The organism is Pseudomonas sp. NPDC086566 (assembly GCF_050280885.1).
GTDB classification, from domain to species: Bacteria; Pseudomonadota; Gammaproteobacteria; order Pseudomonadales; family Pseudomonadaceae; genus Aquipseudomonas; species Aquipseudomonas vlassakiae.
The window spans coordinates 168,793-195,464 of sequence record NZ_JBNNWD010000001.1 but is presented as its reverse complement, the minus strand read 5'-3'; the positions used below and the strand labels follow the sequence as shown (position 1 = coordinate 195,464).

Here is a 26,672-nt window from a genome sequence, read left to right as displayed (position 1 = left end):
TTGCGTATTGAAAGGGCTGGCGAGACATGGGCTTGCCATCATGGGGTGAAACCCAGCCCGGCAGAAAGGTCAGAACCTTCAGCTTTGCGGCCCGCCTGTGATGAGCCGGCATCACCCGCCTGCTGCATGGACTGCTCGACCGACGTCTTCACCTCGCTGCCCTTGGCCTTGAGGGTGTCGGTCAACCGGTCACTGCTGGCGCCCATCAGCTGGTCTTCTTTGTGCGTGCCCGGTAACGCCGCCCCCAATGCCGCACCCAGGGCTATGCCCAAGGCCGCCAGTACCAGCGGCTGTTCCTGCAGCAGATGTTCGAATTGCCCCTTCAATGCCGTGGTCTGGCCCGCAACCCTGTGTGCGGTACTGCGCAGGTTATCCGCTGACGCCCCAACGGAATCGCGCGCACCGCTGCCCAGCTCACTGGCCCGATCACGCATGTCGTGGGCCTTCATGCGTGCTTTCTGGCTTGCGTCGTGCATCGCTTCGCCGGCATGGGCGAAGGCATCTTTTACCGTGTCTACGGCATCGCCGAGTTTATCGCCCAATCCGGGACCGTCGTGCGCCGGCCCAGGGTTGAACGGGCGGTTCTGGTTCAGGCCCAGCCAAGCCAGGCCCAGCACCGTCAAGGTAGCGGGTACTGGGTTGTTTTTAAGCGTGGTGCCGAGGTTCTGGAAAAACTCGCCGCCATGGCCTTTGGAATAGGCCAACACCCGGTCAAGCATCTGGCCCGGGCTCAGGCGCTGTTCGAGGGCATCCACCAGGTCGCTGATATGCTCGCGCTTGGCGTTGATTTCCTGTTCCAGCAGCTGCGGGTCTTTTTGCGCATCAGTCTCGAAAGGCGTGGTCATGGCAATTTCCTCTTCAGCGTGTCCTTGTCCTGTTGCATGGCATGCAAGGTGCGATCAGGTGCCAACTGGCCGGGCTCGAATTGCTTCTTGCCAGACTGCAGCATGATGAAGCCAATCACTACCGTGACTGCGCCGACGATCAACGCTGCCAACCACGGCGCGACCACCAGCGCCAACGCATAGACCGCGGCCATCAGGAGGATGACGAAACCCGCCAGCACCACGATCGCCCCGGCTGCCACCGCCGCCGTACCCGTCTTCAGGGTGGCCAGGTTATGCTGCAATTCAGCCTTGGCCAGCGCCAGTTCCTTGGTGAACAGCTCGGGCACTTCCCGCATCAATTGGCGCAGCAGCCCACCCACGCCGACCGCATCGTTTTCCGAGGTGTGCAAGCCTGTGTTATGCAAAGGGTCGTTGTTCATCATTCACCTCCTTTGAGCGGGTCGCGCTCGAACGGGCTGCCGCTGACCGGCGTGCCGGCACCTGCCCCGATGGGATCGGTCGGGGTGTAGAGTGCGCTGGTGGATACGTCGCTGCCTCTGTCGGGTGTTTCTGGCTGGGCAGGATGCGACGGGCGGAGAGCATCGCTCGCAGCACGGCTTGATTCATGAGTAGCACTGGCGCGGAGGAAACGTGACACGGCAAAGCCGACCGCAACGCTACCGGCCAGAAACAGTGCCGGGTTGCTGCGGGCAAGTTGTGCGCCGCGGTGTAGCAGGCTCTCGGCGCTTTCATGACGAACCTGTTCGGCAAACTCGCCCACACATTCAGCCGCCTGGCTCAAATACTGCGAAAGTCCCAGGCTGTCGCTGCCTTCCAGCGCCGACGCCGCCGATCGCGCGCCCTCCTTCAGCGAATCGAGCTGGTCGGCTGCAGTATCGCGATAATGCTCAAATTGTTCGCTGCCCTGATGCTTGGCTTCACCCAGCAACGCTCCGGCCTCTTGATTGATGGCTTGCACATGGTCCTGGAGGTTGCCGGGCGGGGATGTCGAGCTTTGGTCGGTCTTTTCCATCGTTGTAACCCTCGAAGCTGATTGGGGATGAATGCCCGTTTTTGAGCGGCATTCTTGCGAGGGACGCATTCCAATCGCTGGGAGTTCAGCGCGTATGACCTGTGACATTTGCTTGAGAATCCAAAGGTTATCGTGCCATCAACCAGCCCCCTGATAACCGCCGCGCATGCTTCAACGGCGTTTCCGCTAGCATGAAACGCCCACCTCGCCGTCCGCTTGGCCATCTACCAACGTCTGGATCTCTGCGAAGACATCCGAAGCCAGGCTGGCCGGGACGCGTTTCAGCAAAAACAGGCAGACGTTCGCGATCCCCATTGCGAGTCGATTGAACGTCAATAACACCCTGGCCAAAGTGAACGCTGCATTAGCGGATTTCGGCATCACGCTGTGCGTCGAGGACGTACTGATGCCTTACGTGCAACGGGGTGAACTGATCGTACTCTTCGCCTTAGAAAGCGGCCAATCGCGAACGACTGCTATCGACCCATAGCTGCCGTTCGAAAAAATACCCAAGCTGTGTTTGAGGTGAGAAGTAGCCAGCTTGGAAAAGAAAGGGGCTGATCCGGTTCATGCAAACCAGGTCAGCCCCCAGGCTTCAAGTGGAACCTTCACTCCCGTGGCGGGCGCGAAGGTGTCTGATTCAACGATCAGCCAAACATGACAAACTCATCGCTGTTGGCTGGCAGAATGATGATCTGGTTATCCGCCGTCTGGATCTGTTCGATGGTATTGAAGCCGGCGTACCAGTCCTTCAGGCGTACACCCTCCTCCGGAGTCTGGCCGGCGACGAAATCCGACCGGTGCAGGTAGAGATCATCGCCGACACGATCGACCAGCAGTTCCGAGGCGCTGATGTTCGCCAGAATCAGTTTGTCGCCACCACTTGCACCATCATCAAGAATCGTCACCAGTGACCGAGTGTTGACGGTATAGGTGTCGGCACCTTCACCACCGAATGCAGAACCTGCGCCCTGCAGCACCATCCGGTCGTCTCCCGCGGCGCCGAACAGCGAGAAGCCTGAGCCGGTACCGGTCAGCAGGTCGTTGTCTTCGCCACCATCGGCCATGCCATGCACAACTGTGATGACGTCGCCACCGGCCTCGCCATAGGCTCGACTGCCTTCATCGTTGGCCGCGGTGATGATCGTGTCGTTGCCATTGCCGCCATACAAGGTGTCAGCCTGCGCGCCGCCGCTCAACCCATTGAGGCTGAAAGGCCCGATTTGCGAAACAAGTCCGCCGTAGAGGTAATCGTTGCCATCGCCACCGTAGATGACATCATTGCCCAATGCGCCTTCGATGTAGTTGACTCCGGCGTCGCCCGTCAGGCTGTCATCGAAATGACTGCCTACCACGCGCTCGATGTTGCTCAGTACGTCGCCCTCGGCATCGCCCCCCTGATTGACGCCGGTTTGCAAATTGATCGTGACGCCCGTCGCACTGGTGATGTACCAGGCACTGTCCTGACCTTCGCGTCCGTCGATGACATCCGCGCCAGCACCGCCAATGAAGACATCAGCCAATCGCGATCCCGACAACGTGTCATTGAAGTTGCTGCCCTGGTAAATCTCCATGTTGATGAAGGTATCGCCTGCGGCATCCCCCGAGTTGGCATTGGTGGTCAAGTCGAGGGTGACTGCACCACCGGCCAGCTCATAACTCACCAGATCCTGCCCGCCGGCACCATCCAGCCTCATGGCAGAGGCGCCTGCATAAAAGATGTCGCCCAGATTGCTGCCGCGGATGGTTTCGATATCGACATAGGTGTCACCTGCCGCTATTCCTGAGTGAACACCTGTCACCAGATTGATAGTGACGGCAACCGGACTATCGATCTCGTAGCTGACAATGTCGTTCCCCGCACCACCAAAGAACTGATCCGCGCCGGCACCGCCATTCAAAATATCGTTGCCGGCACCGCCGATGATGACGTTGTCCTGAGCGTTGCCGTAGCCGGTAAAGCTGCCGGTGCCGATGTAGGTCAGTTTCTCGATGAATGGATCGAGCGTGGCCGTCGGGGCGCTGCTGCGCAGCTCGTCATAACCGCCGTTATCTTCTTCGATGATCTTCACCCCGGTGGTCGCGACGGTGTAGACGTCGTCACCGGCGCCACCTTCAAAGGTGATACCCAGATTGCCACCGATGGTGCTGTTGAACGTATCGTTGTATGCCGTGCCGATCACCTTTTCGATGTTCGTCAGGGTGTCACCTTGCGCATCGCCACCGATACCGGCCTTGCCTGTGCCGGTGCGGATGTCGACGTTGATCGCTTCTGCAGAAGACGAGTAATCCACGGTATCAAAACCATTGCCGCCGTCGAAACCGATCGCCCGGCCGTCCGCAACGAAGGTGTCGTTGTAACCCGACCCGGCGATCACTTCGATTTCCGTATAGGTATCGCCTGCAGCTATCCCGCTGTTGACGCCGCTTTTCAGGTTAATCGTGATTCCGACCGTGCTGTCGCGATAACTGGCCGTGTCCAGACCGGCGCCGCCAATCAGTTGATCCGCACCGCCACCACCGATCAGAGTGTCATTGCCCGCACCGCCCACTATCGTGTTGTCCTGAGCGTTGCCGGTGCCGGTGAAGCTGCCGGTGCCGATGTAGGTCAGTTTCTCGATGAATGGATCGAGGGTGGCCGTCAGGGCGCTGCTGCGCAGCTCGTCATAACCGCCGTTGTCTTCTTCGATGATCTTCACCCCGGTGGTCGCGACGGTGTAAACGTCGTCACCGGCGCCACCTTCAAAGGTGATACCCAGATTGCCACCGATGGTGCTGTTGAACGTATCGTTGAATGCCGTGCCGATCACCTTTTCGATGTTCGTCAGGGTGTCACCTTGCGCATCGCCACCGATACCGGCCTTGCCTGTGCCGGTGCGGATATCGACGTTGATCGCTTCTGCAGAAGACGAGTAATCCACGGTATCAAAACCATTGCCGCCGTCGAAACCGATCGCCCGGCCGTCCGCAACGAAGGTGTCGTTGTAACCCGACCCGGCGATCACTTCGATTTCCGTATAGGTATCGCCTGCAGCGATCCCGCTGTTGACGCCGCTTTTCAGGTTAATCGTGATTCCGACCGTGCTGTCGCGATAACTGGCCGTGTCCAGACCGGCGCCGCCAATCAGTTGATCCGCACCGCCACCACCGATCAGAGTGTCGTTGCCCGCACCGCCCACTATCGTGTTGTCCTGAGCGTTGCCGGTGCCGGTGAAGCTGCCGGTGCCGATGTAGGTCAGTTTCTCGATGAATGGATCGAGGGTGGCCGTCGGGGCGCTGCTGCGCAGCTCGTCATAACCGCCGTTGTCTTCTTCGATGATCTTCACCCCGGTGGTCGCGACGGTGTAAACGTCGTCACCAGCGCCACCTTCAAAGGTGATACCCAGATTGCCACCGATGGTGCTGTTGAACGTATCGTTGAATGCCGTGCCGATCACCTTTTCGATGTTCGTCAGGGTGTCACCTTGCGCATCGCCACCGATACCGGCCTTGCCTGTGCCGGTGCGGATGTCGACGTTGATCGCTTCTGCAGAAGACGAGTAATCAACGGTATCGAGGCCGGTGCCGCCATCGATCTTGTCCGCCCCACCACTGCCCTTGATCACATCATTGCCACCCAGGGCATTGATCTCATCATCCGAGCTCGTACCGATCAGCGTATCCGTCCCGCTTGTCCCATTTATAACTGCCATTACATCTTCCTTGCCTTGTGTGTGAACTGGTACAGGCCAGAGTGTCGATCAGGGTTCACTGCGGCGCACTTTTTGGGAACAACGAATGTGTTGATATCGACAGAAACGCTCTGCGCTTGAGCTCTTCACAAAGTGGGCGGTTTTAAAGGCTGAGTGCAACACCCGCTTTTTGAGTTAAAGAAGGACTCTTATGATGCTTGGCCATCATCGCCGTCATCATTTCGATTGAAACTTTTAATTGAAACGCTGCCGCGGACGGATGTTCAATTCGTAGGCGAGAGCATCCAGTTGCTCCTGGCTGTGGCCAGACAAGCCCGTGCCCTTGGGCAGGTACTAACCGCTATGGGTCGATTGCGGTCAGTCGCGACCGGCAGCTATCGACCCGGTCGTTATAGAGGCCATCTTACAAGCGGTCGACCAACTCCTCGGGAGCGGTTCGCTGGCTTCATTTGCACGGAAGCGTCAGTGACCAGCACTCAGTTTCGAGCTAGATGAGGCGCCTCAGGCCGTGAATCACTCCCACGGCAGCCACTGCCGCAAAGGTCATGGAGCCGCATTCGGATCCCACGGCGCCCAGCCTTTCGCTTGAGATCGTCGAGTGTCGTTGATTCGAAGTTAATGAGTTAGTGCACCTATCCCCTCAAACCGCCCCATCCAGAGCTGCTCAACTGCGAAGGCTTCGTGGCCGAGCGCGACCGGAATTGAATTCTTCCTTGGTCGCAAGACTCTCTATAACGACTAGCAAACGCTAGAGAAGCGGCCTGCCCGCTCTGCGTTAACCACAAGAAAAATGGAATAGAGAATGGTCACATTCGATCTGCAACGGATGCTGATAGGCGAGTTTCCGATAACCTTCCTTCTCGAGGTTGCCTTGCGGGTTTCTGTAGCATTTCTGGCCGTGTTCTTCTTCTTGAAGTTCAGTGGCCGACGTGGGATCAGACAGCTCTCCCGCTTCGAACTGGTAGTCATCCTTACCCTTGGTTCTGCAGCAGGCGATGTGACCTTTTACGAAGATGTGCCCCTGCTTCCGGTCGCGCTCGTTTTCCTCACGCTATTGCTGCTCTATCGCAGCACCCTCTACCTCATGCGGCGCAGCAAAACCTGTGAGGCCTGGATCGATGGCTTGCCCATCACGGTGGTGAAGGATGGGATGTACGAAATCCATTCTTTGCGGAACCTGAACATTTCCTCGAATGAACTGTTCATGGAGCTTCGTCAGCAAGGTGTGGAGCACTTGGGCCAGGTACGTCTTGGTTTGTTGGAAACCGATGGGGATCTCAGCCTTTATTTTTACGGTGCTGAAGACACTCGTCCTGGCCTATCGGTGCTCCCTGAAGAACACAGGTCAGAGTTTGCGTCACCACCGGCTGCGGGCATCTACTGCTGCGTGAACTGCGGATTCCCCACTTACCACGAGGCGCAGGACTCAGTCTCTTGCAGCCGATGTGGCCATTCCATCTGGTCTCCCGCTCTAGATACCCTACGAAACCGTTGATTTCCCATCATCCAATCAAAGCATTGGGGATTGCGGTGATCACTGACGAGCAACCACTCGTACAGTCCCCAGTTCTGAGCTTCCTGCAAGTCAATGCCCAGGCCCTCAGGCGTGACGGAAGTCACCCCTTGGTTCGCCTCGGATCAGCGGCGCGAGGATACGTGCGTTCTTCTTCAATGCTGCCATCTGCCTTATGGATTTTCACCGAGGCCGTCTTGCCTTCGAAGAACTCGGAAAGGGAACCTACCAGCTCCTGCTTCGTGCTGCTGCGTTTCGACGCCCGCTCAGCACCGGCCTTTTTTAGCTCCCAGCCATCTGCAGTGGGGCTGACGTGGTAGTTGTCCATCGCTCTACTCCTTCGGTTTCATGCCGATTCGCTGTCTCATCTCTGACGTGATCAGCTGCCCAGTGCTCGCCATGCCAGCCTATGGATCATCACCGGCAAACTCATCCAGGCGTTCCTGGGGATTGATGATGCTCCACATGGCTGCGGACTTGAGCTCAATGATCTCCTTCCGGCAAATTGATACCGATACGGATAGATCCTCCCGGGCGCTGGCTGCATGAACATTGACCTCCGTAGGCCTATAGCGTTTCGTAAATCGGTGAAGATCTTGCCGATACTGGATGCGCCGAAACGCAGAAACGGGGCACTTGGTACCAGACCACACCCCGATGCATCTTCAAAGCAGTGAAATAAATTGAATCAGCTAGTTGCCTGCTCGGTCAGGAATTATGAACGCGGTAAATCTGACGAGGTAACAGCAATGACTATCCAGGCAGAGACACTCGCTCAACTGACCAAAGCTCTTCAAGAGCGCGGCATGAAACTCGTAGCAGACGTTGCATTTACCAGAGCGCCATATCGGGACAACCATCGGTGGATCTGCATCGTCGAGTAGCAGATATATTTTGCCGGCGGCTCGGGCTAATACCCCACCGCCGGCACCGCCCAAGTCACCCGCGACGGCCCGAGTCTTTGCGAGCCATTTCGCTGCTCACTTCACTTGCGGATATAAGAGCGCATCATCCTGCGCAGAATCCAGCTGATCAATGACCTGCAGTGCAATGCAGAGCAGCATGAATGCGGTCCTGGCATAATGGCTCCCATCCGATCGCCGATGTCGAGCAGGCCAGCCCAATGGGAGGCAGCTTCTGTAGCTCACGATCAACTTCAACTCGGACGCCTCCTATCCAGAAATACACATTCAACTATTTTTTCGCCAACGCATACTGGTTCCGCACCAGCTCGCCTCCCTTGCAACACTATCAGGTTCATCGTCGATTTCCGCCATGCTCAGTCGCGATGTTTCGGGCAATAACAACGAGCACAACGCGACTAATGCCAGCGCGCCAGCTCCATATAACGCCACGCCTAGCGGATTGTGGTCAGTAAAGATAAGGATTGCAGTGGCTATGCTAGATGCCGTGCCGCCGCCCAGTGCTGCACCGATCTGATAGCTGGCCGAGATTCCGGAGTACCGCATATTGCGCGGGAACTGCTCCCCCAGAAACGATGGTATGGGACCTTGGGTTGCGCCCATCAGCAGACCGGTCAAGCTGTAGGCGAACAGGGCAATACCGAAGCTCATCATGCCTACCAGTTCGAAGAAGATGAACAGCCCGAGCGCCATAACCACAGCACCGAACACCATCACCGTGCGCCGGCCCAGACGATCAGACAGGTAGCCGAACAGCGGCGCGGAGAACACGATTGCGATCGACAAGGTAAGGTCGAACATCAACGCCTGGGTGCTGCCGAAGCCCACCTGGGTAGCGTAGGTCAGGAAGAAGGTGCTGCCGATATAGGCGATGGTGCAGTAGCCGAAGGCGATCCCAGTGCACAGCAGCAGCTGGCGTGGACGCTGCCGCAAGGCATCGGCCAACGGTGCGCGGACCGCCTTCAGCGTGGGGGCGGCCACCGGTACCGCAGCTTTCAGGCGCGCATACAGGCCGATCAGCACCAGCGTGCCACCGAGCCAGAACGGGATGCGCCAGGCAAAGTCCACCAGGTTGTCGTTGAAGGCGGCACTGACGATGGCGAACACCGCAGCGCCGAGGATGCCACCGACGCCGATGCCCATGCTCGTGAAGCTGCCCCACAACCCTCGCTTGCCTGGCGGCGCCGACTCGATGCCGAACAGCGCGGAACCGCCCCATTCACCACCGGCGGCAAAGCCTTGGATCAGGCGCAACAGCACAAGAAGGATCGGGGCAGCGACGCCGACACTGGCATGGCTAGGCAAGCAACCGATGAGGAAGGTGCTCAGGCCCATGAGCAGCAAGGTCGCGACCAGCACCTTTTGGCGACCGATGCGGTCACCGTAGTGGCCGAACACCAAACCGCCCAGCGGACGGGCGAAGAAGCCGGCGCCAAAGGCGCTGAAGGCCACCAAGGTCGCGGTCAGGTGGTCCATTTGCGGGAAGAACACTTGGGGAAACACCAGCGCAGCTGCGGTGCCGTAGATGATGAAGTCATAGAACTCCAGCGCAGTGCCCATGCCGGAGACGCAGAAGGTCCGCAGCGCAGATCGGGACGACGAAGGGTTAGAATGTTCCGCATGCATTGTTGTTGTTCTCGTTGTCAGCGGGTGCCGCCCTGTTCAAGCAGCACCGGGTGGGCTCAGAAACGTTCGAAGCCAGCCTTGGCCAGTTGCAGCGGCGTGCCCGCTACGTATTCCAGCGCGCAGCGCTCGGTATCGATCCCCACGCTCAGCAGGGTTTCCCAACGCTCGGTATCGGGCATGGCCATGTCCGGGTGGAAGCAGATCGGTGCGCTGTCGCCTTGCGCGCCGCACATGGCTTCGGCACGGGCGCGCAGATTGGCGCTGCCCATCTGGCCGATCACCTGCTCCAGGTGCCCCAGACGACACTGGGTGTCGGCGCGGTCGGCAACCTGTTCGCCCAGGCTCAGCTGCGGGTCGAGGAAGTGGTTGGTGTGCAGCAACCAGCCGTCTTCACGCGGCAGTACCAGCGCCGTGTTCTCAGGGCTTAGCTCGATGCTGACGGCGCGCGGGCTGCTGTCCTCGCGGGAGAACACGGTGAGCACGGTGGAGGCGCTGACCCGCGCCGAACGGGCCAGTTCGATGGCTTCCTCGACACTGCTGGCGTCTTCGAGCAGACGGCGGGCAATCGCGTGCACTGGCACACCCCCGCTGTCACTGTCGCTGGTGTGATGGAGAATGTTGAAATGCAGGCCCAGACCTGCACTATTCACCCCCAGCTTGGCGAGCATGCCGAATTCGCAGAACAGCTTGACGGTCATGCCACGCTCGGTGTGCAGCGCCAGCATCAGGCCGTGGGGGCAGAGGCTGTCGTGCCAGTCCCAGGTCTGCAAGGTCTGCGGCGCACGCGGCCCGCGCGGCGCATGCACAGTGGTGGAACATTCGCTGTGACGGGTGCGCGCCGCCAGCACCTCGGTACGGGCGTTCAGGCTTGCCAGCTGCCACAATGGCAGGTCGGCGCCGCTGGCCATACCGATCACCTCGGCCGCCAGGTTCGGGCTCCAGGCTTCCAGGGCGGCCAGGCTGTTTTCACCGATGCGCTGCGCCTCACGCAGGGACACGCCCACCCGCGGGAAGAAGTCCAGGTACAGCTGTGTGGTATGGCGGATCTGCTCGGCGAAGCGCTCGCCGATCTGACGACCACGTTCAGCGGGCGTGCGGATATCGGTGACTAGGGTGTGGATCTTCACTGCGGGGAACTCCTGGTACAGCAGGCTCGAGGCATCGTTGCTGTTCTGGAAAGAGTGAGGCCGCCTCGCCCCCCTGGTGCATGCACCTGCCGTGAGAGTGACAGGGCAATGGACCGGGCACGAAGTGGCAGCTGTATTCAAGCAACCACCGCTAGCCTAGCGAGCCACTGCCGGCCGATCATCGCCACAACCCGCACAACTTTTGTGCCTGTCTGGAACAATTGAACCCCGCAGCCTGGTTACAGCCCTTGGCTGCGCAGTTGTTCGTGCAGCAAGGCGATGAAGGCCTGTACCTTACGCGTGTTGCGCCGATGGGGCAGGTACAGCACGTGCACCCAAGGCCCGAAAGCACTCAACGCCCGCCAGTAGTCGGGCAGCACTTCCACAAGTTGCCCGTTGGCCAAATAGGGCGCGGCGCACCAGGTGGGCACGAACTGCAGGCCATGACCATCGAGCAGGCAGGCAAGCAGGAAGTCGAAGTTGTCGCTCACCAGTCGAGGCGTGGGCTGACGCACGCGCAAGGTCTGGCCCTCGTGCTCGACCCACCAGAAGCTGCGATTGAGCAGAGGATGGCGCAGCAGCAACCAGTCGTGCTGAGCGTAATTCTCCAAGGTGATGGCCTCGCCACGCCGGGCCAGGTAGTCGGGGCTGGCGCAGAGGATCACGCGGTTCTCGATCAGCGGCTGGGCGATCAGCTCGGGCTGGTCTGTGGGGCCGTCGCGCAGCGACAGGTCGTAACCGCCGTCGATCAGGTCTTCGTTGGCGTCGTTGAGGTTCACCTCCAGGCGCACCTGCGGGTGTTCGCGCATGAAGCGAAAGCACACCTGGTTGAGAAACGCCGGGCCGAACGACGGCGGCGCGGTGATGCGCAAGGTGCCACGTAGTTCGTGCTGCAACTGCTCCACTTCCTCAGTCACCAGTTGCAGGTGCATCAAAGCCTGGCGCGCTCCTTCCAGGTACAGGCTGCCGGCCTCGGTGAGCGCCATGCGCCGGGTGGTGCGCTCGAACAGGCGCACCCCAAGCTCTGCCTCCAGGTGGGCGACGGCCTTGGTGATGGCCGAAGGCGTCTTGCCCAACTGCTCGGCCGCACGACTGAAGCTGCCGTGTTCGGCGGCGGCGACGAAGACGGTCAGGGCCGTCATTTTGTCCATGGTTTCTTCCTGTTCGGCACAAGCGAGGCAATGGAGAGAGCGCGCAAGTATCCACGCCTTTCCATCAGGCTCGCAAACAGCGCGGATTTAAATAGGCGTCGAGCGGCGTGTGACTTGCACCATGGCAATCACAGGCACGGGATTGTTTCCCGATCGCGAAAAAAGTTGTGCCTGTCGCCACATTTAACCGGCCTTGCGCGTTGGCTAGGCTGCGGCGCAATCACAACAAGAACGAGGCACCGAATGAAGCACCTCCTGAAGATGACGATCAGCGCGGGCCTGGCCTGCATCTCCCTGCACAGCTTCGCGGCAGTGGACGTGATCTTTCACAACGCCAAGGTCTACACCGCCGAGCCAGGCCAACCGCTGCAGCAAGCGGTGGCGGTCGCGGGCGAGAAGATCGTTGCCGTGGGATCCGACCAGGCCGTGCTGGGCCTGAAGGCCAAGGGCACTCAGGTCATCGACCTGGGCGGCAAGGTGCTGATGCCAGGCATGCTCGACTCCCACTCCCATGCCATCAAAGGTGGCCTGCAACTGGAGCTGGCCAACCTAATGGGCGAGCAGATCCCCCTAGAGGAACTGGAGCAACGCCTGCGCGAGTGGCACAAAGATGGCAAGGCCGTGCGTGGCGAGTTCCTGGCCGTCGGTGGCGTACCGGGCACCTACTGGGATGACATCCCGGCCCTGGAGCAGCGTTTCAACCATGGCGAATGGGCTGACCAGCCGATCCTGCTGGCCGCCAACGACATGCACACCGGCTGGGCCAACCAGGCCCTGCTCAAGCGCGCCAAGATCGACGCCAAGACCATCGCGGCGTTGCCCGCCGAAGCACGTAGCACCATTGGCCAGCATCAGGACGGCACGCCCAACGGGTTTCTGGCCGACGCCAGCTACTACCCGGTGACCGACCTCCTGCCGCCGCTGTCCCACGACACCCTGATGACCGCCGGGCGCATGGCCCTGGACTACTCCAAGCAACTGGGCATCACCGGCTGGATGGACCCGCTGGCCAACGAGCTGCCCGGCGCGGATGTGAAGAACGACTCGCTGGGCGTGCTGCCGGTCTACAAGGAACTCTCCGAACGAGGTGAACTGACAGCGCACATCGCCGCACTGCTGATGGCCGACTCCAAGGCCCGCCCAGCCGACCTGGATGAGCTGGACAAGGTACGCCAGCAGTTCTTTGGTGTACGCAATCTCACCCTGCCCGGAATCAAAGTGTTCGCCGACGGCGTTGCCGAAATGCCAGCGCAAAGCGCGGCGATGCTTGAGCCCTACAAAAACTCCGGCCAACGCGGTGAACTGCTGCTGGACCCGAAGCACTTCGGTGAACTGGTCGATGCCGCCGATGCCCGTGGCTTGCTGGTTCATGTGCATGCCATCGGCGATCGCGCCGTGCGCGAGGCACTCAACGGCGTGGAACAGGCCCGACGCGCGCGACACAGTGGTGTCCCGCACTCGATCACACACTTACAGATGGTCAGTGCCCAGGACTATCCGCGCTTCAAACAGCTCGATGTGATTGCTTCCATGCAATTGTACTGGGCCAGTGCCGACGAAACTAACATCGACCTAGTCAAGCCGTATGTCGATGAACATGCCTTCGCCCACAGCTACCCGGCCCACTCGCTTTACAAGGCCGGTGCGACCATCGCCGGCGCAAGCGACTGGCCGATCACGACCCCGGAGCCGTGGAAGGCGATCTACCAAGCCGTCAGCCGCAAGGGCGCCAAAGGCGTGCTCAATGCCGACGAAGCCATCCACCGCGAAACCATGTTCCAGGCCTACACCCTCAATGCCGCCCGCGCCATGCGCCTGGAGCAGCAGGTCGGCTCACTGAAGGTGGGCAAGCAGGCCGACATGATCGTCCTTGATCGAGACGTGCTCAACGTCGATCCCGAAACGCTGCGTGACACCCAGGTGCTGCAGACCTGGTTCGCCGGCAAGCAGATCTACCAGCGCTGATCGCATCGCAGAGAAACCTGCTTCCACGGACTCGACACGAGTCCCTGTGGGAGCAGTTGCAGCCGCTAAACGTCCCCCCGTTGCACCGTGCACAACAACAATAAATGGAAAGCACCGAATGACCGTACGCAACCTAATCGCAGGTGGCCTGCTAGCCTGCGCCCCGCTGGCCCATGCCATCGACCTCAACGACGATTTCGGCCTTGAGGCTAAGGCTGGCGTTTTCAGCGACTACCGCACCCGCGGCATCTCCCAGACCCAGAACGATCCCGCCCTACAGGGCTCGTTGACCCTGGCTCACGCCAGCGGCCTATACGCAGGCGTATGGAGCTCGAACGTCGACTTCGGCTTCGGCAGCAGTACGCGCCAGGAGCTGGACTACTACGCCGGCTACTTCTGGCAGATCAACGACGACGTCACCCTCGACACCTCGTACATCAAGTACGCGTACCCGCGCCAGGGCGACTTCAATTACGGCGAGTATCATGCCGAACTGCGCGCCTGGGGCGTGCTGCTGGGTGGCAACTATTCGGACAACTTCAACGGCGACCAATCGATGTTCTATAGCTACGTGGGCTACACCACGCTGCTGCCGTACGACACCAACCTGCTGGTGCGCTCCGGGCGCAACGACTATAAGGACCCGAGCTGGTTCGCCAATGATGGCGCCAGCCGCGACGACTACCACGAATGGGAAGTGAAGCTAACCCGCACGATGCTGTCGCTCGAATGGTCGGTCAGTTACATCGACACTGACCTCTCCAAGAGCGAATGCGCCAGCTACCTCGGCTTCAAGGATATCTGCTCGGCCACAGTGGTGGTCTCGGCCAGCAAGACGTTCTAAAGCTGCGAGTTGCTAAAAGCTGGCTGTGATGGGTCGAAGGAAGCCGGGTGGCTGCTCTCGACTCTTAGCTGCCAGTGAGTCTTGCGCCCTCTATGCAGGAACGGGCTTGTCCCGCGAACACGGGCGTAGCCCGTGCCAGACGACGCCTTTTCATGGACTGGCCAATTCGCGGGGCAAGCGCGTTCCTACAGGGTCAAGCGGCAGCTATGGGTCGAAGCAGCCGTTCGCGAGTGATCGTTATCGACCGGGATTAGGCGAACTCTGCCTCGGTCAACGCCCACAATCTGGCGGCCTCAGCGAATTCGAGCATCTCAACACGATCCTCATCACCGACGCAGGCACGCTGGCGGCTCGCATTGTCCCCCTCCCCCAGCGCTCGTTGATGCCATCCATCACCTGCATCAGCCGTTTACACACTGAGCGGGCTGGGCAAGCTGATCAGGAAGATTCTGGAGCGCAACTCTGGTCACAGCTCCCCATACCTCAACCTGACTGATACAGGCCAACGCGTTACGGCCGCAATGCTCCGCCATCGCTGGGACGATGCCAGGGAGGACGCAGTGAAGGAAGCAGTTGCAGCCGGTGACCAAGTCCTGGCCGGCCGCATCAGTCAATTCCAGTTCCGCGACATTCGACCTAAAGCGGCCTCGGAAATCACCGATGTCGACCACGCGGGCCTGCTACTCGGCCATACCAAGGGGTACATTACCGAGCGGGTTTATCGTCGAGTTGGAGCCTTGGCGAAACCCACTCAATGAGGAAAGTATTGTCAGCGCTGGCAAAATAAACCATTCCCAAGGGTGTTCCCACGGGTCGCTTTTCTATGCCCCAAAAACGCAAAAAGCCCTGAATAATCAGGGCTTTGAATATGGCGGAAGCGTAGAGATTCGAACTCTAGGATAGTTGCCCATCGACGGTTTTCAAGACCGTTGCCTTAAACCACTCGGCCACGCTTCCAGCTTGTTTTGCGGCCGCCATAATACCGTAATGAAACAAGCTGTCAAACTCTCTGTGTCGCGGGTTGCGGAGCGTCTGTTAGACTGCTTGCATCTGAACGTCCAAAACCATGGATTCATAAGGAGTGTCGCCATGCGCGAACAGGATTATGCCGTACACCACGGCCAGCAAGCCGAGCAGCAGGAGGTCAGCAAGGTCCTGCGCAACACGTACAGCCTGCTGGCACTCACCCTCGCCTTCAGCGGTGTCATGGCCTTTGTTGCCCAGCAGATGCGCGTCGGTTACCCGAATGTGTTCGTCGTGCTGATCGGCTTCTACGGGCTGTTCTTCCTCACTGCCAAACTGCGTGATTCGGTCTGGGGCCTGGTTTCCACCTTCGCCCTCACCGGCTTCATGGGCTTCATTCTCGGCCCGATCCTCAACCGTTACCTGGGCATGGCCGGTGGCGCTGAAGTGGTCAGCTCGGCGTTTGCGATGACTGCGCTGGTGTTTGGTGGCCTGTCGGCCTACGTGCTGATCACCCGCAAGGACATGAGCTTCCTCAGCGGTTTCATCACCGCTGGTTTCTTTGTGCTGCTGGGTGCCGTGGTCGCGAGCTTTTTCTTCCAGATCAGCGGCCTGCAACTTGCGATCAGCGCCGGCTTCGTACTGTTCTCGTCGGTCTGCATTCTGTTCCAGACCAGCGCGATCATTCATGGCGGTGAGCGCAACTACATCATGGCGACCATCAGCCTGTACGTGTCGATCTACAACCTGTTCATCAGCTTGCTGCAGCTGTTTGGCATCATGGGTCGTGATGACTGATTGCTTGCTGCTTGGGAAAGCCCGCTTCGGCGGGCTTTTCTTTGCGCGCTGGAAATGCCGTGGGCTTGCCCGCTGACTTAAAAGTCAAGAAACAGGGCAAATGGTCGCCGATCATGCTGCCATCGTGCATTCCCCTACCGCAATCGCACTTCTGCCCGTAGAATGCGCTCCTTTTTCTCCCGGGGCAGCTTCACCGATGAGCTCACACGAACACAGCCCAGGCGCGGCGGCGCCTGCCAACGAACTGGTACTTGGCCTTGAGGACAAGCCACGGCTGTTGATCGGCCTGCTGGCAGCCCTGCAGCATCTGCTGGCAATCATCGTCCCGATCGTTACCCCTGGCCTGCTGATCTGCCAGGCGCTGGGCGTTTCGGCTCGCGATACCAACCTCATCGTCTCCATGTCGCTGGTGATCTCCGGTATTGCCACCTTCGTTCAGTGCAAGCGCTTCGGCCCGTTCGGTGCCGGGCTGCTGATCGTGCAGGGCACCAGCTTCAACTTCGTTGGTCCACTGATTGCCGGCGGCGCGTTGATGGTCAAGCAAGGTACGCCGGTGGAAAGCGTGATGGCGGCGATCTTCGGCGTAGTGATTGCCGGCTCGTTCGTCGAAATGGGCGTGTCGCGGATCCTGCCGTTCGTCAAACGCCTGATCACCCCACTGGTGACCGGCATCGTGGTGCTGATGATCGGCCTGACCCTGATCAAGGTCGGCCTGATCAGCATGGGCGGCGGTTTCGGCGCCATGGCCAATGGCACCTTCGCCAACGGCGAAAACCTGATGCTGTCTGGTGCTGTGCTGGCGGTGATCGTGATCCTCAACCGCATCCCGGTGGTATGGATGCGCAGCTGCGCGATCGTCATTGCCCTGGCAGTCGGCTATGCCCTGGCCGGTTACCTCGGCCGCCTGGACTTCACCGGCATGCACGAAGCCGCGCTGTTCCAGGTGCCGATGCCGCTGCATTTCGGCCTGGGCTTCTCCTGGGCGCTGTTCATCCCGATGCTGGTGATCTACCTGGTGACTTCGCTGGAAGCCATCGGCGATGTCACCGCCACCAGCAAGGTTTCGCGCCAACCGGTCGAAGGCCCGCTGTGGATGTCGCGCATAAAGGGCGGGGTGCTGGTCAACGGCGCCAACTCGCTGCTGGCTGGCCTGTTCAACACCTTTCCCAGCTCGATCTTTGCCCAGAACAACGGCGTGATTCAGCTGACCGGTATTGCCAGCCGCCATATCGGTATCTGGATTGCCGTGATGCTGGTACTGCTGGGGCTGTTCCCGAGCGTGGCCGGCGTGATCCAGGCGGTGCCTGAGCCGGTGCTGGGTGGCGCGGCGATGGTCATGTTCGGCGCGGTTGCCGCGTCGGGTATCAATATTCTGGCCAGTACTCGCCTGGACCGCCGCGCCTTGCTGATTATCGCCGTGTCGCTGGCACTGGGCCTGGGCGTGGCGCAGGTGCCGGAGTTCCTCGCGCACATGCCGGCAGCGATTCGCAATGTGCTGGAGTCGGGCGTGGCCACCGGGGGCATCTGCGCACTGGTGCTCAACTGGTTCCTGCCGGAAAGCAAAGAAAACGCCTGATCCGCGCCTGCCCCTACGACAAAGCCCGCGCCCACCTGCGCGGGCTTTTTGCTTTATCATGGCGGCATTCCTTTGCACGAGTTATCCATGAAATTCGCTATCGCGGTTTTTTCCCCGGCCCATGCGCCCTCCTCGCGCCGCGCCTTGCGCTTCGCCGAGGCAGTGCTGGCTGGCGGGCATGAGATTGCCCGGCTGTTCTTCTATCAGGACGGGGTGCACAGTGCCTCGGCCAACGTGGTCGCGCCCCAGGATGAACAGGACGTCGCCGCCCAATGGCGGACCTTCATCGAAGTAAAACGCCTCGACGCCGTGGTGTGCATCGCCGCCGCGCTGCGCCGTGGCGTGCTCGATGAAGCCGAAGCCAGCCGCTACCAACGCCCGGCGGTGAACCTGCCCAAACCGTGGGAGTTGTCTGGCCTCGGCCAGCTGCACGAAGCCGCACAAACTGCCGACCGCCTGGTCTGTTTCGGAGGCGACTGAAATGGCCAAATCCATGTTGATCATCAGCCGCCAGGCGCCCTGGAACGGCCCGGCTGCTCGCGAAGCACTGGACATCGCCCTGGCCGGCGGCGCCTTCGATCTGCCGCTGGCCATGCTGTTCCTCGATGACGGCGTGTTCCAGTTGGCCCCCGGTCAGCAACCTGCCGCCGTGGAGCAGAAGAACCTCGCCGCCAACCTGCAGGCGCTGCCGATGTTTGGCGTCGAAGAGCTGTTTGCCTGCCAGCACAGCCTGGCGCGCCGTGGCCTGGCCGCCGACGGCCTGGAGCTGCCGGTGGAGGTGCTGGACAACGCAGCTCTGCAAGCCCTCATTGCCCGTTTCGACCAAGTGGTGACGCTCTGATGCCTACCCTGCACGTGTTATCCCACTCCCCGTTCGGCGACGAGCGCCTGGACAGCTGCCTGCGCCTGCTGGGCGCTGACGATGGCGTGCTGCTGTGCGGCGATGCGGTCTATGCCCTGCGCGACGGCAGTGACAGCCAGCGCCAGCTGCAGGCTGCCAACCTGGCACAGCGCCTGTTCGCCCTCGACGAAGACCTGCTGGCCCGTGGCATCAGCAGCACGCTGGCCACGGCCGTGAACTACCAGGCCTTCGTCGAGCTGTCACTGCACTACGACAAGGTCAACAGCTGGCTATGAGTACGCTGAATGTTGGCGATCGCGCCATCGCCCTGGACAAGGACGGCTTCCTGATCGACCTGCTAGACTGGTCGCGCCCCGTCGCCGAAGCCCTGGCCGAGCGCGAAAGCATCGCCCTGACCGCCGACCACTGGGAAATCCTCGAACTGCTGCGCCAGTTCTACGACGAATACCAGCTATCGCCGGCCACCCGCCCGCTGATCAAGTACGCCGCGCTCAAGCTGGGTACGGAAAAAGGCAACAGCCCGCACCTCAACCGCCTGTTCAATGGCACCCCCGCCAAACTCGCCGCCAAGCTGGCGGGCCTGCCCAAGCCGACCAATTGCATATGACCGACGCCCGCCCGCTGACCCTGGAAACACCGGCCGAACACCCGTTCGCCGAATTCGTGCGCATCCTTGGCAAAGGCAAACGCGGCGCCCGCGGCCTTACCCGCGAAGAAGCCCGCGCCGCCATGACCCTGCTGCTCGAAGGCAAGGTCGAAGACACGCAGCTCGGTGCCTTCCTGATGTTGCTGCGGCACAAGGAAGAGAGCGCAGAAGAACTCGCCGGCTTCACCGAAGCCCTGCGCGCGCACCTGCAGGTGCCGAGTATCGCCGTGGATATCGACTGGCCGACCTACGCCGGCAAGAAGCGCCACCTGCCCTGGTACCTGCTGAGCGCCAAGTGCCTGGCCGCCAACGGCGTGCGTATCCTCATGCACGGCGGCGGCGCCCATACCGCCGGGCGCCTGTACACCGAACAGCTGCTGGCGCTGCTGGACATCCCGCTGTGCCGCGACTGGGCAACGGTCAGCCAGGCCCTCGACCAGCATCGCCTGGCCTTCGCCCCCCTGCATGACTGGGCACCACAGCTGCAGCGGATGATCGACCTGCGCAACACGCTGGGCCTGCGCTCGCCCATCCATTCTCTGGCGCGGGTGCTGAATCCACTGGGTGCGCGTTGCGGCCTGCAGAGCATCTTCCACCCTGGCTACCAGGCGGTGCACCGTGAAGCCAGCCGCCTGCTTGGTGACCATGCCGTAGTGATCAAGGGTGATGGCGGCGAGATCGAGGTCAACCCGGATGTCATCAACCACCTGTACGGCACCAGTGCAGGCGAAGCCTGGGACGAGGAATGGCCGGCGCTGAGCGAACGCCGCCATGTGAAACCACCAAGCTTGCAACCCGAGCAGCTACTGGCGGTATGGCATGGAAAGGCCGAGGACAGCTACGGCGAAATGGCCATAGTGGCAACCATGGCCCTGGCGCTACGTGGTCTGGGCCAGAATCGTGATGAGGCCTTCGCAACGGCACAGGGTTACTGGGCCGCGCGCAACCCATCGAATAACTAGATAATGAAGGTGCGGTCTTTGCGCTAGTTATTCGAACGATTTCCCCTAGACTGGGCTCCAACGCTTAACAACTTTGTTTCCGAGGAGCTCACCATGGGCCTTTTGATCGACGGCCGCTGGCACGACCAGTGGTATGAAAACGGCAAGGACGGCACCTTCAAACGCGAAAACGCCCAGCGCCGCAATCAGCTGCCCGCCCCGGAAGCCGGCCGCTACCACCTGTACGTTTCGCTGGCCTGCCCATGGGCCCACCGCACCCTGATAGTCCGCGCCCTCAAGGGCCTGGAGCCACTGATCGACGTGTCGGTAGTGAGCTGGCTGATGCAGGATCACGGCTGGACCTTCGACCAGCAGCAAGGCTCCACTGGCGACCACCTCGACGCCCTGCAGTACCTGCACCAGCGCTACACCCAGGACGACCCGCACTACACTGGCCGCGTAACCGTGCCCGTGCTGTGGGACAAGAAAGAAAAGCGCATCGTCAACAACGAGTCGTCGGAGATCATCCGCATCTTCAACAGCGCGTTCAACGAGCTGACCGGCAACACCTTGGACCTGTACCCCGAGCCGCTGCGCCCGACCATCGAAGCGCTGAACGAGCGCATCTACCCGGCAGTGAACAACGGCGTGTACCGCGCAGGCTTCGCCACGACCCAGGATGCCTACGAGGCTGCCTTCGATGACGTATTCAACGAGCTGGACCATCTGGAACAGCTGCTGGGCCGTAATCGCTACCTGGCCGGCGAGTACCTGACCGAGGCCGATGTACGCCTGTTCACGACCTTGGTGCGCTTCGATGCGGTGTACCACGGGCACTTCAAGTGCAACCTGCGCCGCCTGAGCGACTATCACAACCTGTCCAACTGGCTGCGCGAGTTGTACCAGTGGCCGGGCGTCGCAAGCACTGTGGATATGGAGCATATCCAGAAGCACTACTACATGAGCCACAAGACCATCAACCCGAACGGCATCGTGCCCAAGGGGCCGCTGCAGGATTTCAACCAGCCCCATGATCGGGAGCGGTTGCCGGGCAAAGGGATCTACCAGGCTTGAGATAGCCGGGGCTGCTTTGCAGCCCCAGCGATTTCAGCGGTTTTGCGAGCCTTCGAACCAGGCTAGCTTGTCGCGCAGTTGCACCACTTCCCCGACAATCACCAAGGTCGGCGCATGCACTTCATGCCGTGCCACCAGCTCCGGCAAATCTGCCAGGGTGCCGGTAAACACGCGCTGATTGCGCGTAGTGCCCTGCTGCACCAGGGCTGCCGGCGTACTGGCCGCCCGACCATGGCGAATCAGCTCGGCACAGATGGTTGGCAACCCCACCAGCCCCATGTAGAACACCAGCGTCTGGGCCGGCGCCACCAGATCGTGCCAAGGCAGGTTGCTGGTGCCATCCTTGAGATGACCGGTGACGAAGCGCACCGATTGGGCATAGTCACGGTGAGTCAGCGGAATGCCGCCATACGCCGAACAACCGCTCGCTGCGGTAATCCCCGGTACCACCTGGAACGGGATACCGTGCTCGGCCAGCTCCTCGATCTCTTCGCCACCCCGGCCGAAGATGAACGGGTCGCCGCCTTTGAGGCGCAACACACGCTTGCCCTGCTGGGCGAGATCGACCAACAGGCGGTTGATCTGATCCTGGGGCACGGAGTGGTCGGCGCGACGCTTGCCAACATAGATGCGCTCCGCATCACGTCGGCACATCTCGATGATGGCCGGCGCCACCAGGCGGTCGTACAGCACCACGTCGGCCTGCTGCATCAGACGCAAGGCACGGAAAGTCAGCAAGTCCGGATCACCCGGGCCCGCCCCTACCAGATACACCTCCCCCCCTTGCTGCACCGGGGCACCTTCGACCATCGCCTGCAACAGGCGCTCGGCCTCGGCGCCCTGCCCGGCCAGCTGGCGTTCGGCAATCGGCCCCTGGAACACGGTTTCCCAGAAGCCTCGGCGCTGATTGACATCCGGGTACAGGGATTTGACCTTGTGCCGGAACCGCGCTGCCAGCCCGGCCAGCTCACCATAAGCCGACGGAATCCAGGCCTCCAGCTTGGCGCGAATCAACCGCGCCAACACCGGGGCGTCACCGCCACTGGACACCGCGATCACCAACGGGGAACGGTCGACGATGGCCGGGAAGATCACCGTGCACAAGGCCGGCGCATCCACCACGTTGACCGGCAGGCTCAGCGCCTGTGCGTCCGCCGACACCTGGGCGTTGAGCCCAGGGTCGTCGGTGGCCGCGATCACCAGTCGGCAACCGACCAGGTCGGCTGCCTGATAGCCACGCACCAGCACCTCACCGCCACCTTCCCGGGCCAGCGCGGCCAGCTGACCGTCGATGTCCGGGGCCACCACGCGCAGCGCGGCGCCGGCATCAGCCAGCAGGCGCGCTTTGCGCAACGCGATCTCACCGCCGCCGACGACCAGCACCCGGGCGCCCTGCAGCTTGTGGAACAGCGGCAGGTAATCCATTTAGCGGATGACCTCGACGCCGCCCATGTACGGCTTCAGCACGTCCGGTACGCGAATCGAACCGTCGGCCTGCTGGTAGTTTTCCAGCACCGCGACCAGGGTACGGCCTACGGCCAGGCCGGAACCGTTGAGGGTGTGCACCAGCTCTGGCTTGCCGGTTTCCGGGTTGCGCCAGCGGGCCTGCATGCGGCGTGCCTGGAAGTCACCGCAGTTGGAGCAGGAGCTGATTTCGCGGTACTTGTCCTGGCTCGGCACCCACACTTCGAGGTCGTAGGTCTTCACAGCGCCGAAGCCCATGTCGCCGGTGCACAGGGCCAGGACGCGGTAGGGCAGCTGCAGCAGCTGCAGGACGCGCTCGGCGTTGGCGGTCAGGCTTTCCAGGGCTTCCATCGACCTGGACGGCTCGACTACCTGAACCATCTCGACCTTGTCGAACTGGTGTTGGCGGATCATGCCACGGGTGTCACGGCCCGAAGCACCGGCTTCACTGCGGAAGCACGGGGTGTGGGCAACCAGTTTCAACGGCAGCTGCTTGGCGTCGAGGATCTGGCCGGCAACCAGGTTGGTCAGCGACACTTCGGCTGTCGGGATCAGGTAGAAGTCAGCTTCGCCTTCGCGGGTGATCTTGAACAGGTCTTCCTCGAACTTCGGCAGCTGGCCAGTGCCCTGCAGGGCCGGCGCCTGCACCAGGTACGGGGTGTAGTGCTCCTCGTAGCCGTGCTCGCCGGTGTGCAGGTTGATCATGAACTGCGCCAGGGCGCGGTGCAGGCGGGCAATCGGCCCGCGCAGCACGGCAAAGCGTGCGCCAGACAGCTTGGCCGCGGCTTCGAAGTCCAGGCCACCGCTGATTTCGCCTAGGGCGACGTGGTCCTTGATCTCGAAATCGAAGGCGGTTGGCGTGCCCCAGCGGCGAACTTCGACGTTGTCGTCTTCGCTGGCACCGACCGGTACGCTGGCGTCCGGCAGGTTGGGGATGGTCAGCAAAATGCTGTCCAGTTCGGCCTGGATAGCATCCAGTTCAACCTTGCCAGCGGCCAGTTCATTGGCCATGCGCTCGACGTCCGCCATCAGCGGGGCAATGTCCTCGCCCTTGGCCTTGGCCTGGCCGATCGACTTGGAACGGGCGTTACGCTCGGCTTGCAGCTGCTCGGTGCGGGTCTGCACCGCCTTGCGGCGCTCTTCCAGTGATTCGATGCGCGCGACATCCAGGCTGAAGCCACGGGAGGCCAGGCGATCCGCCACTTCCTGAAGTTGGCCGCGTAACAGTTTGGAATCGAGCATATCGTTCTCTCGTTATGGATAAGTGTTGGTTCAGAATCGGGTCAGGGACAGGCCGGCCCAGGTGGCCAGGAGCCCGCCCACCACGCTGATACTGGTATAGCCCAAGGCGAGGGGCACTTGCCCACTTTCGATCAGGCGTACGGTATCGAGCGAGAAGGAGGAAAAGGTCGTCAGGCCACCGAGGAAGCCGACGATCAGGCCAGCGCGCAGTTCGACCGGCGCCAGCGGCTTGTGCAGGAACAGGCCGTAAAGCAGGCCGATCAGCAGGCAACCCACCAGGTTGACCGCCAGCGTACCGAGATAGAAGTGCCGTGGCCAGTTGGCCGCGACCCAATTGGCGGTGGCAAAGCGTAGCAGAGTCCCGGCAATACCACCGGCGCTGACTGCTGCGATCAGGGCAATCATGGTTTTCTCCGCTGGCGGGGGCTGTTGCGGTCGAGCTCGGCCAGGTGGCGCAGTTTCTCGCCGATCTTCAACTCCAGGCCTCGCGGCACGGGCTGGTAATACTGGCGCGGCTCAAGCTCTTCAGGGAAGTAATCCTCACCGGCGGCATAGGCATCGGGCTCGTCGTGGGCGTAGCGGTATTCTTCGCCGTAGCCCAGTTGCTTCATCAGCTTGGTCGGTGCGTTGCGCAGGTGCAGCGGCACTTCCAGCGAGCCATGTTCGGCCGCCTCGCGCAGCGCGGTCTTGAAGCCCACGTACACCGCATTGCTCTTCGGTGCGCAGGCGATGTAGGTGATGGCCTGGGCCACTGCCAGCTCGCCTTCGGGGCTGCCCAGGCGTTCCTGCACGTCCCAGGCGGCCAGGCACAGGCTCAGGGCCCGCGGGTCGGCGTTGCCGATGTCCTCGCTGGCCATGCGCACCACGCGACGGGCGATGTACAGCGGGTCGCAGCCGCCGTCGAGCATGCGTGCGAACCAGTACAGGGCGCCATCGGGGTTGGAGCCGCGCACCGACTTGTGCAGCGCGGAAATCTGGTCGTAGAACGCCTCGCCGCCCTTGTCGAAACGCCGCCTGCTGTCGCCGAGCAGGCTCTGCAGCATCTCGACGTCGATCTCGCTGCCATCTTCGGCAAGGTCAGAGGCATTCTCGAGGAAGTTGAGCATGCGCCGGCCATCGCCATCGGCGGCCGCCATGAGCATCTTGAAGGCGTCGTCACCGACGCGCAGGTTGCGCTTGCCCAGCCCGCGCTCTTCCGTCAGCGCACGGTTGACCAGTTTGCGCAGCGCCGCTTCGTCCAGGCTCTTGAGCACATAGACCCGCGCCCGCGACAGCAAGGCGTTGTTCAGTTCGAACGACGGGTTCTCGGTGGTGGCACCGATGAACAGCAGCGTGCCGTCTTCGACATAGGGCAGAAAGGCGTCCTGCTGGGACTTGTTGAAACGGTGCACTTCGTCGACGAACAGAATGGTGCGTCGGCCATACTGGCCGGCCTGCTGCTTGGCCACTTCGACGGCCTGGCGGATCTCCTTGACCCCCGCCAATACCGCCGAGACCGTCTCGAAGTGCGCATCGCAGAAGTGCGCCAGCAGCCGCGCCAGGGTGGTCTTGCCCACGCCCGGCGGCCCCCAGAAGATCATCGAGTGCAGCGCACCCTGCTCCAGCGCCTCGCGCAACGGTTTGCCGCGCGCCAGCAGGTGCTCCTGGCCGACGTATTCGTCCAGGTTGGACGGGCGCAGGCGGGCCGCCAGAGGCTGGGCGACGGGTTCGCTTCGAAACAGGTCCATGGCGAGCTCTGCTTACTCCTTGATGACGTCGGCGCCTTTGGGGATGTCGAACTTGAACTGGTTGTCCGGCACCGCCTGGTTGGCCTTGACGCCATTGAACAGGATGTTGGTACGCTGGCCGACGCTGTCGATCAGCTGCATGTCATTGATCAAGCCTTTGCGGAACGACACGCGCAGCGAGTCGAACAGGGTGTCCTTGGTCTTTGGCTTGAGGGTGAAGTCCATCACATCGCCCTGCTGCCTGGAGGTGATGTCGAAACTCTGGCTGATCTTCGACACGTCACCGGACAGCAGCAATGCCGGCGTCTGATTCAGGCGCTGGTCGAGCTTCTTGATGGTCGCCTGTTCCAGGTCCGGATCCCACAGGGTGACGTTCTTGCCGTCGGACACCACTACCTGCTCCTGCGGCGCATTGGTGTGCCAGTAGAACAGGCCCGGGCGCTTCACGGTCATCTTGCCGGACGTCTCCTGCAGGCTGGTACCGCCTGCATCCAGGGTCAGCTGGGAGAAGTTGGCCTCGATGGTCTGGGATTTTTCCAGCAACTGGGTCAGGCGTTGTACATCTTGCTCACCGGCATAAGCAGTAACCGAGCCCAGGGTCAGGGCAGAAACCAACAGCATGCGAATCGCGCGCATGGGAATCCTCATTGAGCATTGAAAAGGCCGGGCGCCACCGTT

At 61.4% G+C, this 26,672-nt stretch carries 25 protein-coding genes, 1 tRNA gene and 2 pseudogenes; 12 read left to right on the top strand and 16 right to left on the bottom strand.

Annotated elements, in window-relative coordinates:
• Positions 1–38: 38 nt before the first annotated feature.
• The 5 genes and pseudogenes from ACQKPS_RS00885 to ACQKPS_RS00865 form a co-directional block, all read right to left on the bottom strand.
• On the bottom strand, positions 39–845 hold the full coding sequence (locus tag ACQKPS_RS00885; protein WP_427602158.1) for a DUF3618 domain-containing protein: 807 nt from the start codon (positions 843–845) through the stop codon (positions 39–41).
• A complete protein-coding gene (locus ACQKPS_RS00880; protein ID WP_427602156.1) occupies positions 842–1,267 on the bottom strand; it encodes a phage holin family protein in 426 nt (141 codons plus the stop codon). Before ACQKPS_RS00880 ends, ACQKPS_RS00885 begins: the two co-directional genes overlap by 4 nt.
• On the bottom strand, positions 1,267–1,860 hold the full coding sequence (locus tag ACQKPS_RS00875) for a hypothetical protein (RefSeq protein WP_427602154.1): 594 nt from the start codon (positions 1,858–1,860) through the stop codon (positions 1,267–1,269). The genes ACQKPS_RS00880 and ACQKPS_RS00875 overlap by 1 nt, the downstream gene beginning before the upstream one ends.
• Positions 1,861–2,507: 647 nt before the next feature.
• Positions 2,508–5,552, bottom strand: a complete 3,045-nt coding sequence (locus ACQKPS_RS00870) for a beta strand repeat-containing protein (protein ID WP_427602152.1) — start codon at positions 5,550–5,552, stop codon at positions 2,508–2,510.
• 142 nt (positions 5,553–5,694) lie between these two features.
• Positions 5,695–5,885: pseudogene (locus tag ACQKPS_RS00865) on the bottom strand (hypothetical protein); the annotation flags it as partial.
• Between the two features lie 469 nt (positions 5,886–6,354).
• Between ACQKPS_RS00865 and ACQKPS_RS00860 the strand changes: the two are divergent.
• Positions 6,355–7,047 carry a DUF421 domain-containing protein gene (locus ACQKPS_RS00860; protein ID WP_427602150.1) on the top strand — a complete coding sequence of 231 codons (693 nt, stop codon included), beginning with the start codon at positions 6,355–6,357 and terminating at the stop codon, positions 7,045–7,047.
• A 121-nt stretch (positions 7,048–7,168) separates the two neighbouring features.
• Here ACQKPS_RS00860 and ACQKPS_RS00855 read toward each other — a convergent pair whose 3' ends face one another.
• The 4 genes from ACQKPS_RS00855 to ACQKPS_RS00840 form a co-directional block, all read right to left on the bottom strand.
• Positions 7,169–7,393 (bottom strand): DUF2188 domain-containing protein, encoded by a 225-nt coding sequence (locus ACQKPS_RS00855; protein WP_254480548.1) that lies wholly within the window; start codon positions 7,391–7,393, stop codon positions 7,169–7,171.
• An 862-nt stretch (positions 7,394–8,255) separates the two neighbouring features.
• Positions 8,256–9,548: an MFS transporter gene (locus ACQKPS_RS00850; protein WP_427602148.1), complete on the bottom strand. Its 1,293-nt coding sequence runs from the start codon at positions 9,546–9,548 to the stop codon at positions 8,256–8,258.
• A gap of 122 nt (positions 9,549–9,670) precedes the next feature.
• Entirely contained in the window at positions 9,671–10,741 is a 1,071-nt protein-coding gene (locus tag ACQKPS_RS00845; protein ID WP_427602147.1) for a C45 family autoproteolytic acyltransferase/hydolase, read from the bottom strand.
• A 239-nt stretch (positions 10,742–10,980) separates the two neighbouring features.
• Positions 10,981–11,892 (bottom strand): LysR family transcriptional regulator, encoded by a 912-nt coding sequence (locus ACQKPS_RS00840; protein WP_254480552.1) that lies wholly within the window; start codon positions 11,890–11,892, stop codon positions 10,981–10,983.
• 243 nt (positions 11,893–12,135) lie between these two features.
• On the opposite strand from ACQKPS_RS00840, the gene ACQKPS_RS00835 reads away from it, so the two are divergent.
• Entirely contained in the window at positions 12,136–13,857 is a 1,722-nt protein-coding gene (locus ACQKPS_RS00835) for an amidohydrolase (RefSeq protein WP_427602144.1), read from the top strand.
• A gap of 118 nt (positions 13,858–13,975) precedes the next feature.
• On the top strand, positions 13,976–14,701 hold the full coding sequence (locus ACQKPS_RS00830; protein WP_283724083.1) for a TorF family putative porin: 726 nt from the start codon (positions 13,976–13,978) through the stop codon (positions 14,699–14,701).
• Between the two features lie 330 nt (positions 14,702–15,031).
• On the opposite strand, the pseudogene ACQKPS_RS00825 reads toward ACQKPS_RS00830, so the two are convergent.
• Positions 15,032–15,115: pseudogene (locus tag ACQKPS_RS00825) on the bottom strand (DUF4113 domain-containing protein); the annotation flags it as partial.
• A 146-nt stretch (positions 15,116–15,261) separates the two neighbouring features.
• On the opposite strand from ACQKPS_RS00825, the gene ACQKPS_RS00820 reads away from it, so the two are divergent.
• Positions 15,262–15,459 carry a hypothetical protein gene (locus ACQKPS_RS00820; RefSeq protein WP_427602142.1) on the top strand — a complete coding sequence of 66 codons (198 nt, stop codon included), beginning with the start codon at positions 15,262–15,264 and terminating at the stop codon, positions 15,457–15,459.
• 111 nt (positions 15,460–15,570) lie between these two features.
• On the opposite strand, the gene ACQKPS_RS00815 is transcribed toward ACQKPS_RS00820, so the two are convergent.
• Positions 15,571–15,658: transfer RNA gene (locus ACQKPS_RS00815), tRNA-Ser, on the bottom strand.
• A 132-nt stretch (positions 15,659–15,790) separates the two neighbouring features.
• Between ACQKPS_RS00815 and ACQKPS_RS00810 the strand changes: the two genes are divergently transcribed.
• The 8 genes from ACQKPS_RS00810 (at position 15,791) to ACQKPS_RS00775 (ending at position 21,561) form a co-directional block, all read left to right on the top strand.
• Positions 15,791–16,462 carry a Bax inhibitor-1/YccA family protein gene (locus ACQKPS_RS00810; RefSeq protein ID WP_027919754.1) on the top strand — a complete coding sequence of 224 codons (672 nt, stop codon included), beginning with the start codon at positions 15,791–15,793 and terminating at the stop codon, positions 16,460–16,462.
• A gap of 196 nt (positions 16,463–16,658) precedes the next feature.
• The gene (locus tag ACQKPS_RS00805; protein WP_054886803.1) at positions 16,659–18,038 is read left to right on the top strand and encodes a nucleobase:cation symporter-2 family protein; all 1,380 of its coding nucleotides are present in this window, start codon (positions 16,659–16,661) and stop codon (positions 18,036–18,038) included.
• Between the two features lie 87 nt (positions 18,039–18,125).
• Positions 18,126–18,518: a sulfurtransferase complex subunit TusD gene (gene tusD, locus ACQKPS_RS00800; RefSeq protein ID WP_254480558.1), complete on the top strand. Its 393-nt coding sequence runs from the start codon at positions 18,126–18,128 to the stop codon at positions 18,516–18,518.
• A 1-nt stretch (position 18,519) separates the two neighbouring features.
• A complete protein-coding gene (gene tusC, locus ACQKPS_RS00795; protein ID WP_054886805.1) occupies positions 18,520–18,879 on the top strand; it encodes a sulfurtransferase complex subunit TusC in 360 nt (119 codons plus the stop codon).
• Positions 18,879–19,175, top strand: a complete 297-nt coding sequence (gene tusB / locus ACQKPS_RS00790; protein ID WP_254480560.1) for a sulfurtransferase complex subunit TusB — start codon at positions 18,879–18,881, stop codon at positions 19,173–19,175. Before tusC ends, tusB begins: the two co-directional genes overlap by 1 nt.
• Entirely contained in the window at positions 19,172–19,507 is a 336-nt protein-coding gene (locus ACQKPS_RS00785; RefSeq protein WP_254480562.1) for a TusE/DsrC/DsvC family sulfur relay protein, read from the top strand. The genes tusB and ACQKPS_RS00785 overlap by 4 nt, the downstream gene beginning before the upstream one ends.
• Before the next feature lie 14 nt (positions 19,508–19,521).
• On the top strand, positions 19,522–20,508 hold the full coding sequence (locus tag ACQKPS_RS00780; RefSeq protein ID WP_427602877.1) for a glycosyl transferase family protein: 987 nt from the start codon (positions 19,522–19,524) through the stop codon (positions 20,506–20,508).
• 93 nt (positions 20,509–20,601) lie between these two features.
• Positions 20,602–21,561, top strand: a complete 960-nt coding sequence (locus tag ACQKPS_RS00775; RefSeq protein WP_254480564.1) for a glutathione S-transferase family protein — start codon at positions 20,602–20,604, stop codon at positions 21,559–21,561.
• A 33-nt stretch (positions 21,562–21,594) separates the two neighbouring features.
• Here ACQKPS_RS00775 and cysG read toward each other — a convergent pair whose 3' ends face one another.
• From cysG to lolA, 5 genes are read right to left on the bottom strand one after another with little or no spacing between them, the layout of a single operon-like run.
• Positions 21,595–22,986: a siroheme synthase CysG gene (cysG, locus tag ACQKPS_RS00770; RefSeq protein ID WP_254480566.1), complete on the bottom strand. Its 1,392-nt coding sequence runs from the start codon at positions 22,984–22,986 to the stop codon at positions 21,595–21,597.
• On the bottom strand, positions 22,987–24,267 hold the full coding sequence (gene serS, locus ACQKPS_RS00765; RefSeq protein WP_254480568.1) for a serine--tRNA ligase: 1,281 nt from the start codon (positions 24,265–24,267) through the stop codon (positions 22,987–22,989). It lies immediately after the preceding gene.
• A gap of 30 nt (positions 24,268–24,297) precedes the next feature.
• Entirely contained in the window at positions 24,298–24,672 is a 375-nt protein-coding gene (gene crcB, locus ACQKPS_RS00760; protein ID WP_176508846.1) for a fluoride efflux transporter CrcB, read from the bottom strand.
• Positions 24,669–25,994 (bottom strand): replication-associated recombination protein A, encoded by a 1,326-nt coding sequence (locus tag ACQKPS_RS00755; protein ID WP_254480569.1) that lies wholly within the window; start codon positions 25,992–25,994, stop codon positions 24,669–24,671. The genes crcB and ACQKPS_RS00755 overlap by 4 nt, the downstream gene beginning before the upstream one ends.
• A gap of 12 nt (positions 25,995–26,006) precedes the next feature.
• Positions 26,007–26,630: an outer membrane lipoprotein chaperone LolA gene (gene lolA / locus ACQKPS_RS00750; protein WP_254480571.1), complete on the bottom strand. Its 624-nt coding sequence runs from the start codon at positions 26,628–26,630 to the stop codon at positions 26,007–26,009.
• Between the last annotated feature and the right edge of the window lie 42 nt (positions 26,631–26,672).

Excerpts from the sequence above, each read along its gene's own strand:
- ACQKPS_RS00860 (WP_427602150.1), top strand. The coding sequence starts at position 6,355 with ATGGTCACATTCGATCTGCAACGGATGCTGATAGGCGAGTTTCCGATA.
- ACQKPS_RS00885 (WP_427602158.1), bottom strand. The coding sequence starts at position 845 with ATGACCACGCCTTTCGAGACTGATGCGCAAAAAGACCCGCAGCTGCTG.
- lolA (WP_254480571.1), bottom strand. The coding sequence starts at position 26,630 with ATGCGCGCGATTCGCATGCTGTTGGTTTCTGCCCTGACCCTGGGCTCG.
- ACQKPS_RS00785 (WP_254480562.1), top strand. The coding sequence starts at position 19,172 with ATGAGTACGCTGAATGTTGGCGATCGCGCCATCGCCCTGGACAAGGAC.
- tusC (WP_054886805.1), top strand. The coding sequence starts at position 18,520 with ATGGCCAAATCCATGTTGATCATCAGCCGCCAGGCGCCCTGGAACGGC.
- serS (WP_254480568.1), bottom strand. The coding sequence starts at position 24,267 with ATGCTCGATTCCAAACTGTTACGCGGCCAACTTCAGGAAGTGGCGGAT.
- ACQKPS_RS00840 (WP_254480552.1), bottom strand. The coding sequence starts at position 11,892 with ATGGACAAAATGACGGCCCTGACCGTCTTCGTCGCCGCCGCCGAACAC.
- ACQKPS_RS00870 (WP_427602152.1), bottom strand. The coding sequence starts at position 5,552 with ATGGCAGTTATAAATGGGACAAGCGGGACGGATACGCTGATCGGTACG.
- cysG (WP_254480566.1), bottom strand. The coding sequence starts at position 22,986 with ATGGATTACCTGCCGCTGTTCCACAAGCTGCAGGGCGCCCGGGTGCTG.
- ACQKPS_RS00855 (WP_254480548.1), bottom strand. The coding sequence starts at position 7,393 with ATGGACAACTACCACGTCAGCCCCACTGCAGATGGCTGGGAGCTAAAA.
- ACQKPS_RS00875 (WP_427602154.1), bottom strand. The coding sequence starts at position 1,860 with ATGGAAAAGACCGACCAAAGCTCGACATCCCCGCCCGGCAACCTCCAG.
- tusD (WP_254480558.1), top strand. The coding sequence starts at position 18,126 with ATGAAATTCGCTATCGCGGTTTTTTCCCCGGCCCATGCGCCCTCCTCG.
- ACQKPS_RS00830 (WP_283724083.1), top strand. The coding sequence starts at position 13,976 with ATGACCGTACGCAACCTAATCGCAGGTGGCCTGCTAGCCTGCGCCCCG.
- ACQKPS_RS00810 (WP_027919754.1), top strand. The coding sequence starts at position 15,791 with ATGCGCGAACAGGATTATGCCGTACACCACGGCCAGCAAGCCGAGCAG.
- ACQKPS_RS00755 (WP_254480569.1), bottom strand. The coding sequence starts at position 25,994 with ATGGACCTGTTTCGAAGCGAACCCGTCGCCCAGCCTCTGGCGGCCCGC.
- ACQKPS_RS00835 (WP_427602144.1), top strand. The coding sequence starts at position 12,136 with ATGAAGCACCTCCTGAAGATGACGATCAGCGCGGGCCTGGCCTGCATC.
- crcB (WP_176508846.1), bottom strand. The coding sequence starts at position 24,672 with ATGATTGCCCTGATCGCAGCAGTCAGCGCCGGTGGTATTGCCGGGACT.
- tusB (WP_254480560.1), top strand. The coding sequence starts at position 18,879 with ATGCCTACCCTGCACGTGTTATCCCACTCCCCGTTCGGCGACGAGCGC.
- ACQKPS_RS00850 (WP_427602148.1), bottom strand. The coding sequence starts at position 9,548 with ATGGGCACTGCGCTGGAGTTCTATGACTTCATCATCTACGGCACCGCA.
- ACQKPS_RS00805 (WP_054886803.1), top strand. The coding sequence starts at position 16,659 with ATGAGCTCACACGAACACAGCCCAGGCGCGGCGGCGCCTGCCAACGAA.
- ACQKPS_RS00880 (WP_427602156.1), bottom strand. The coding sequence starts at position 1,267 with ATGAACAACGACCCTTTGCATAACACAGGCTTGCACACCTCGGAAAAC.
- ACQKPS_RS00775 (WP_254480564.1), top strand. The coding sequence starts at position 20,602 with ATGGGCCTTTTGATCGACGGCCGCTGGCACGACCAGTGGTATGAAAAC.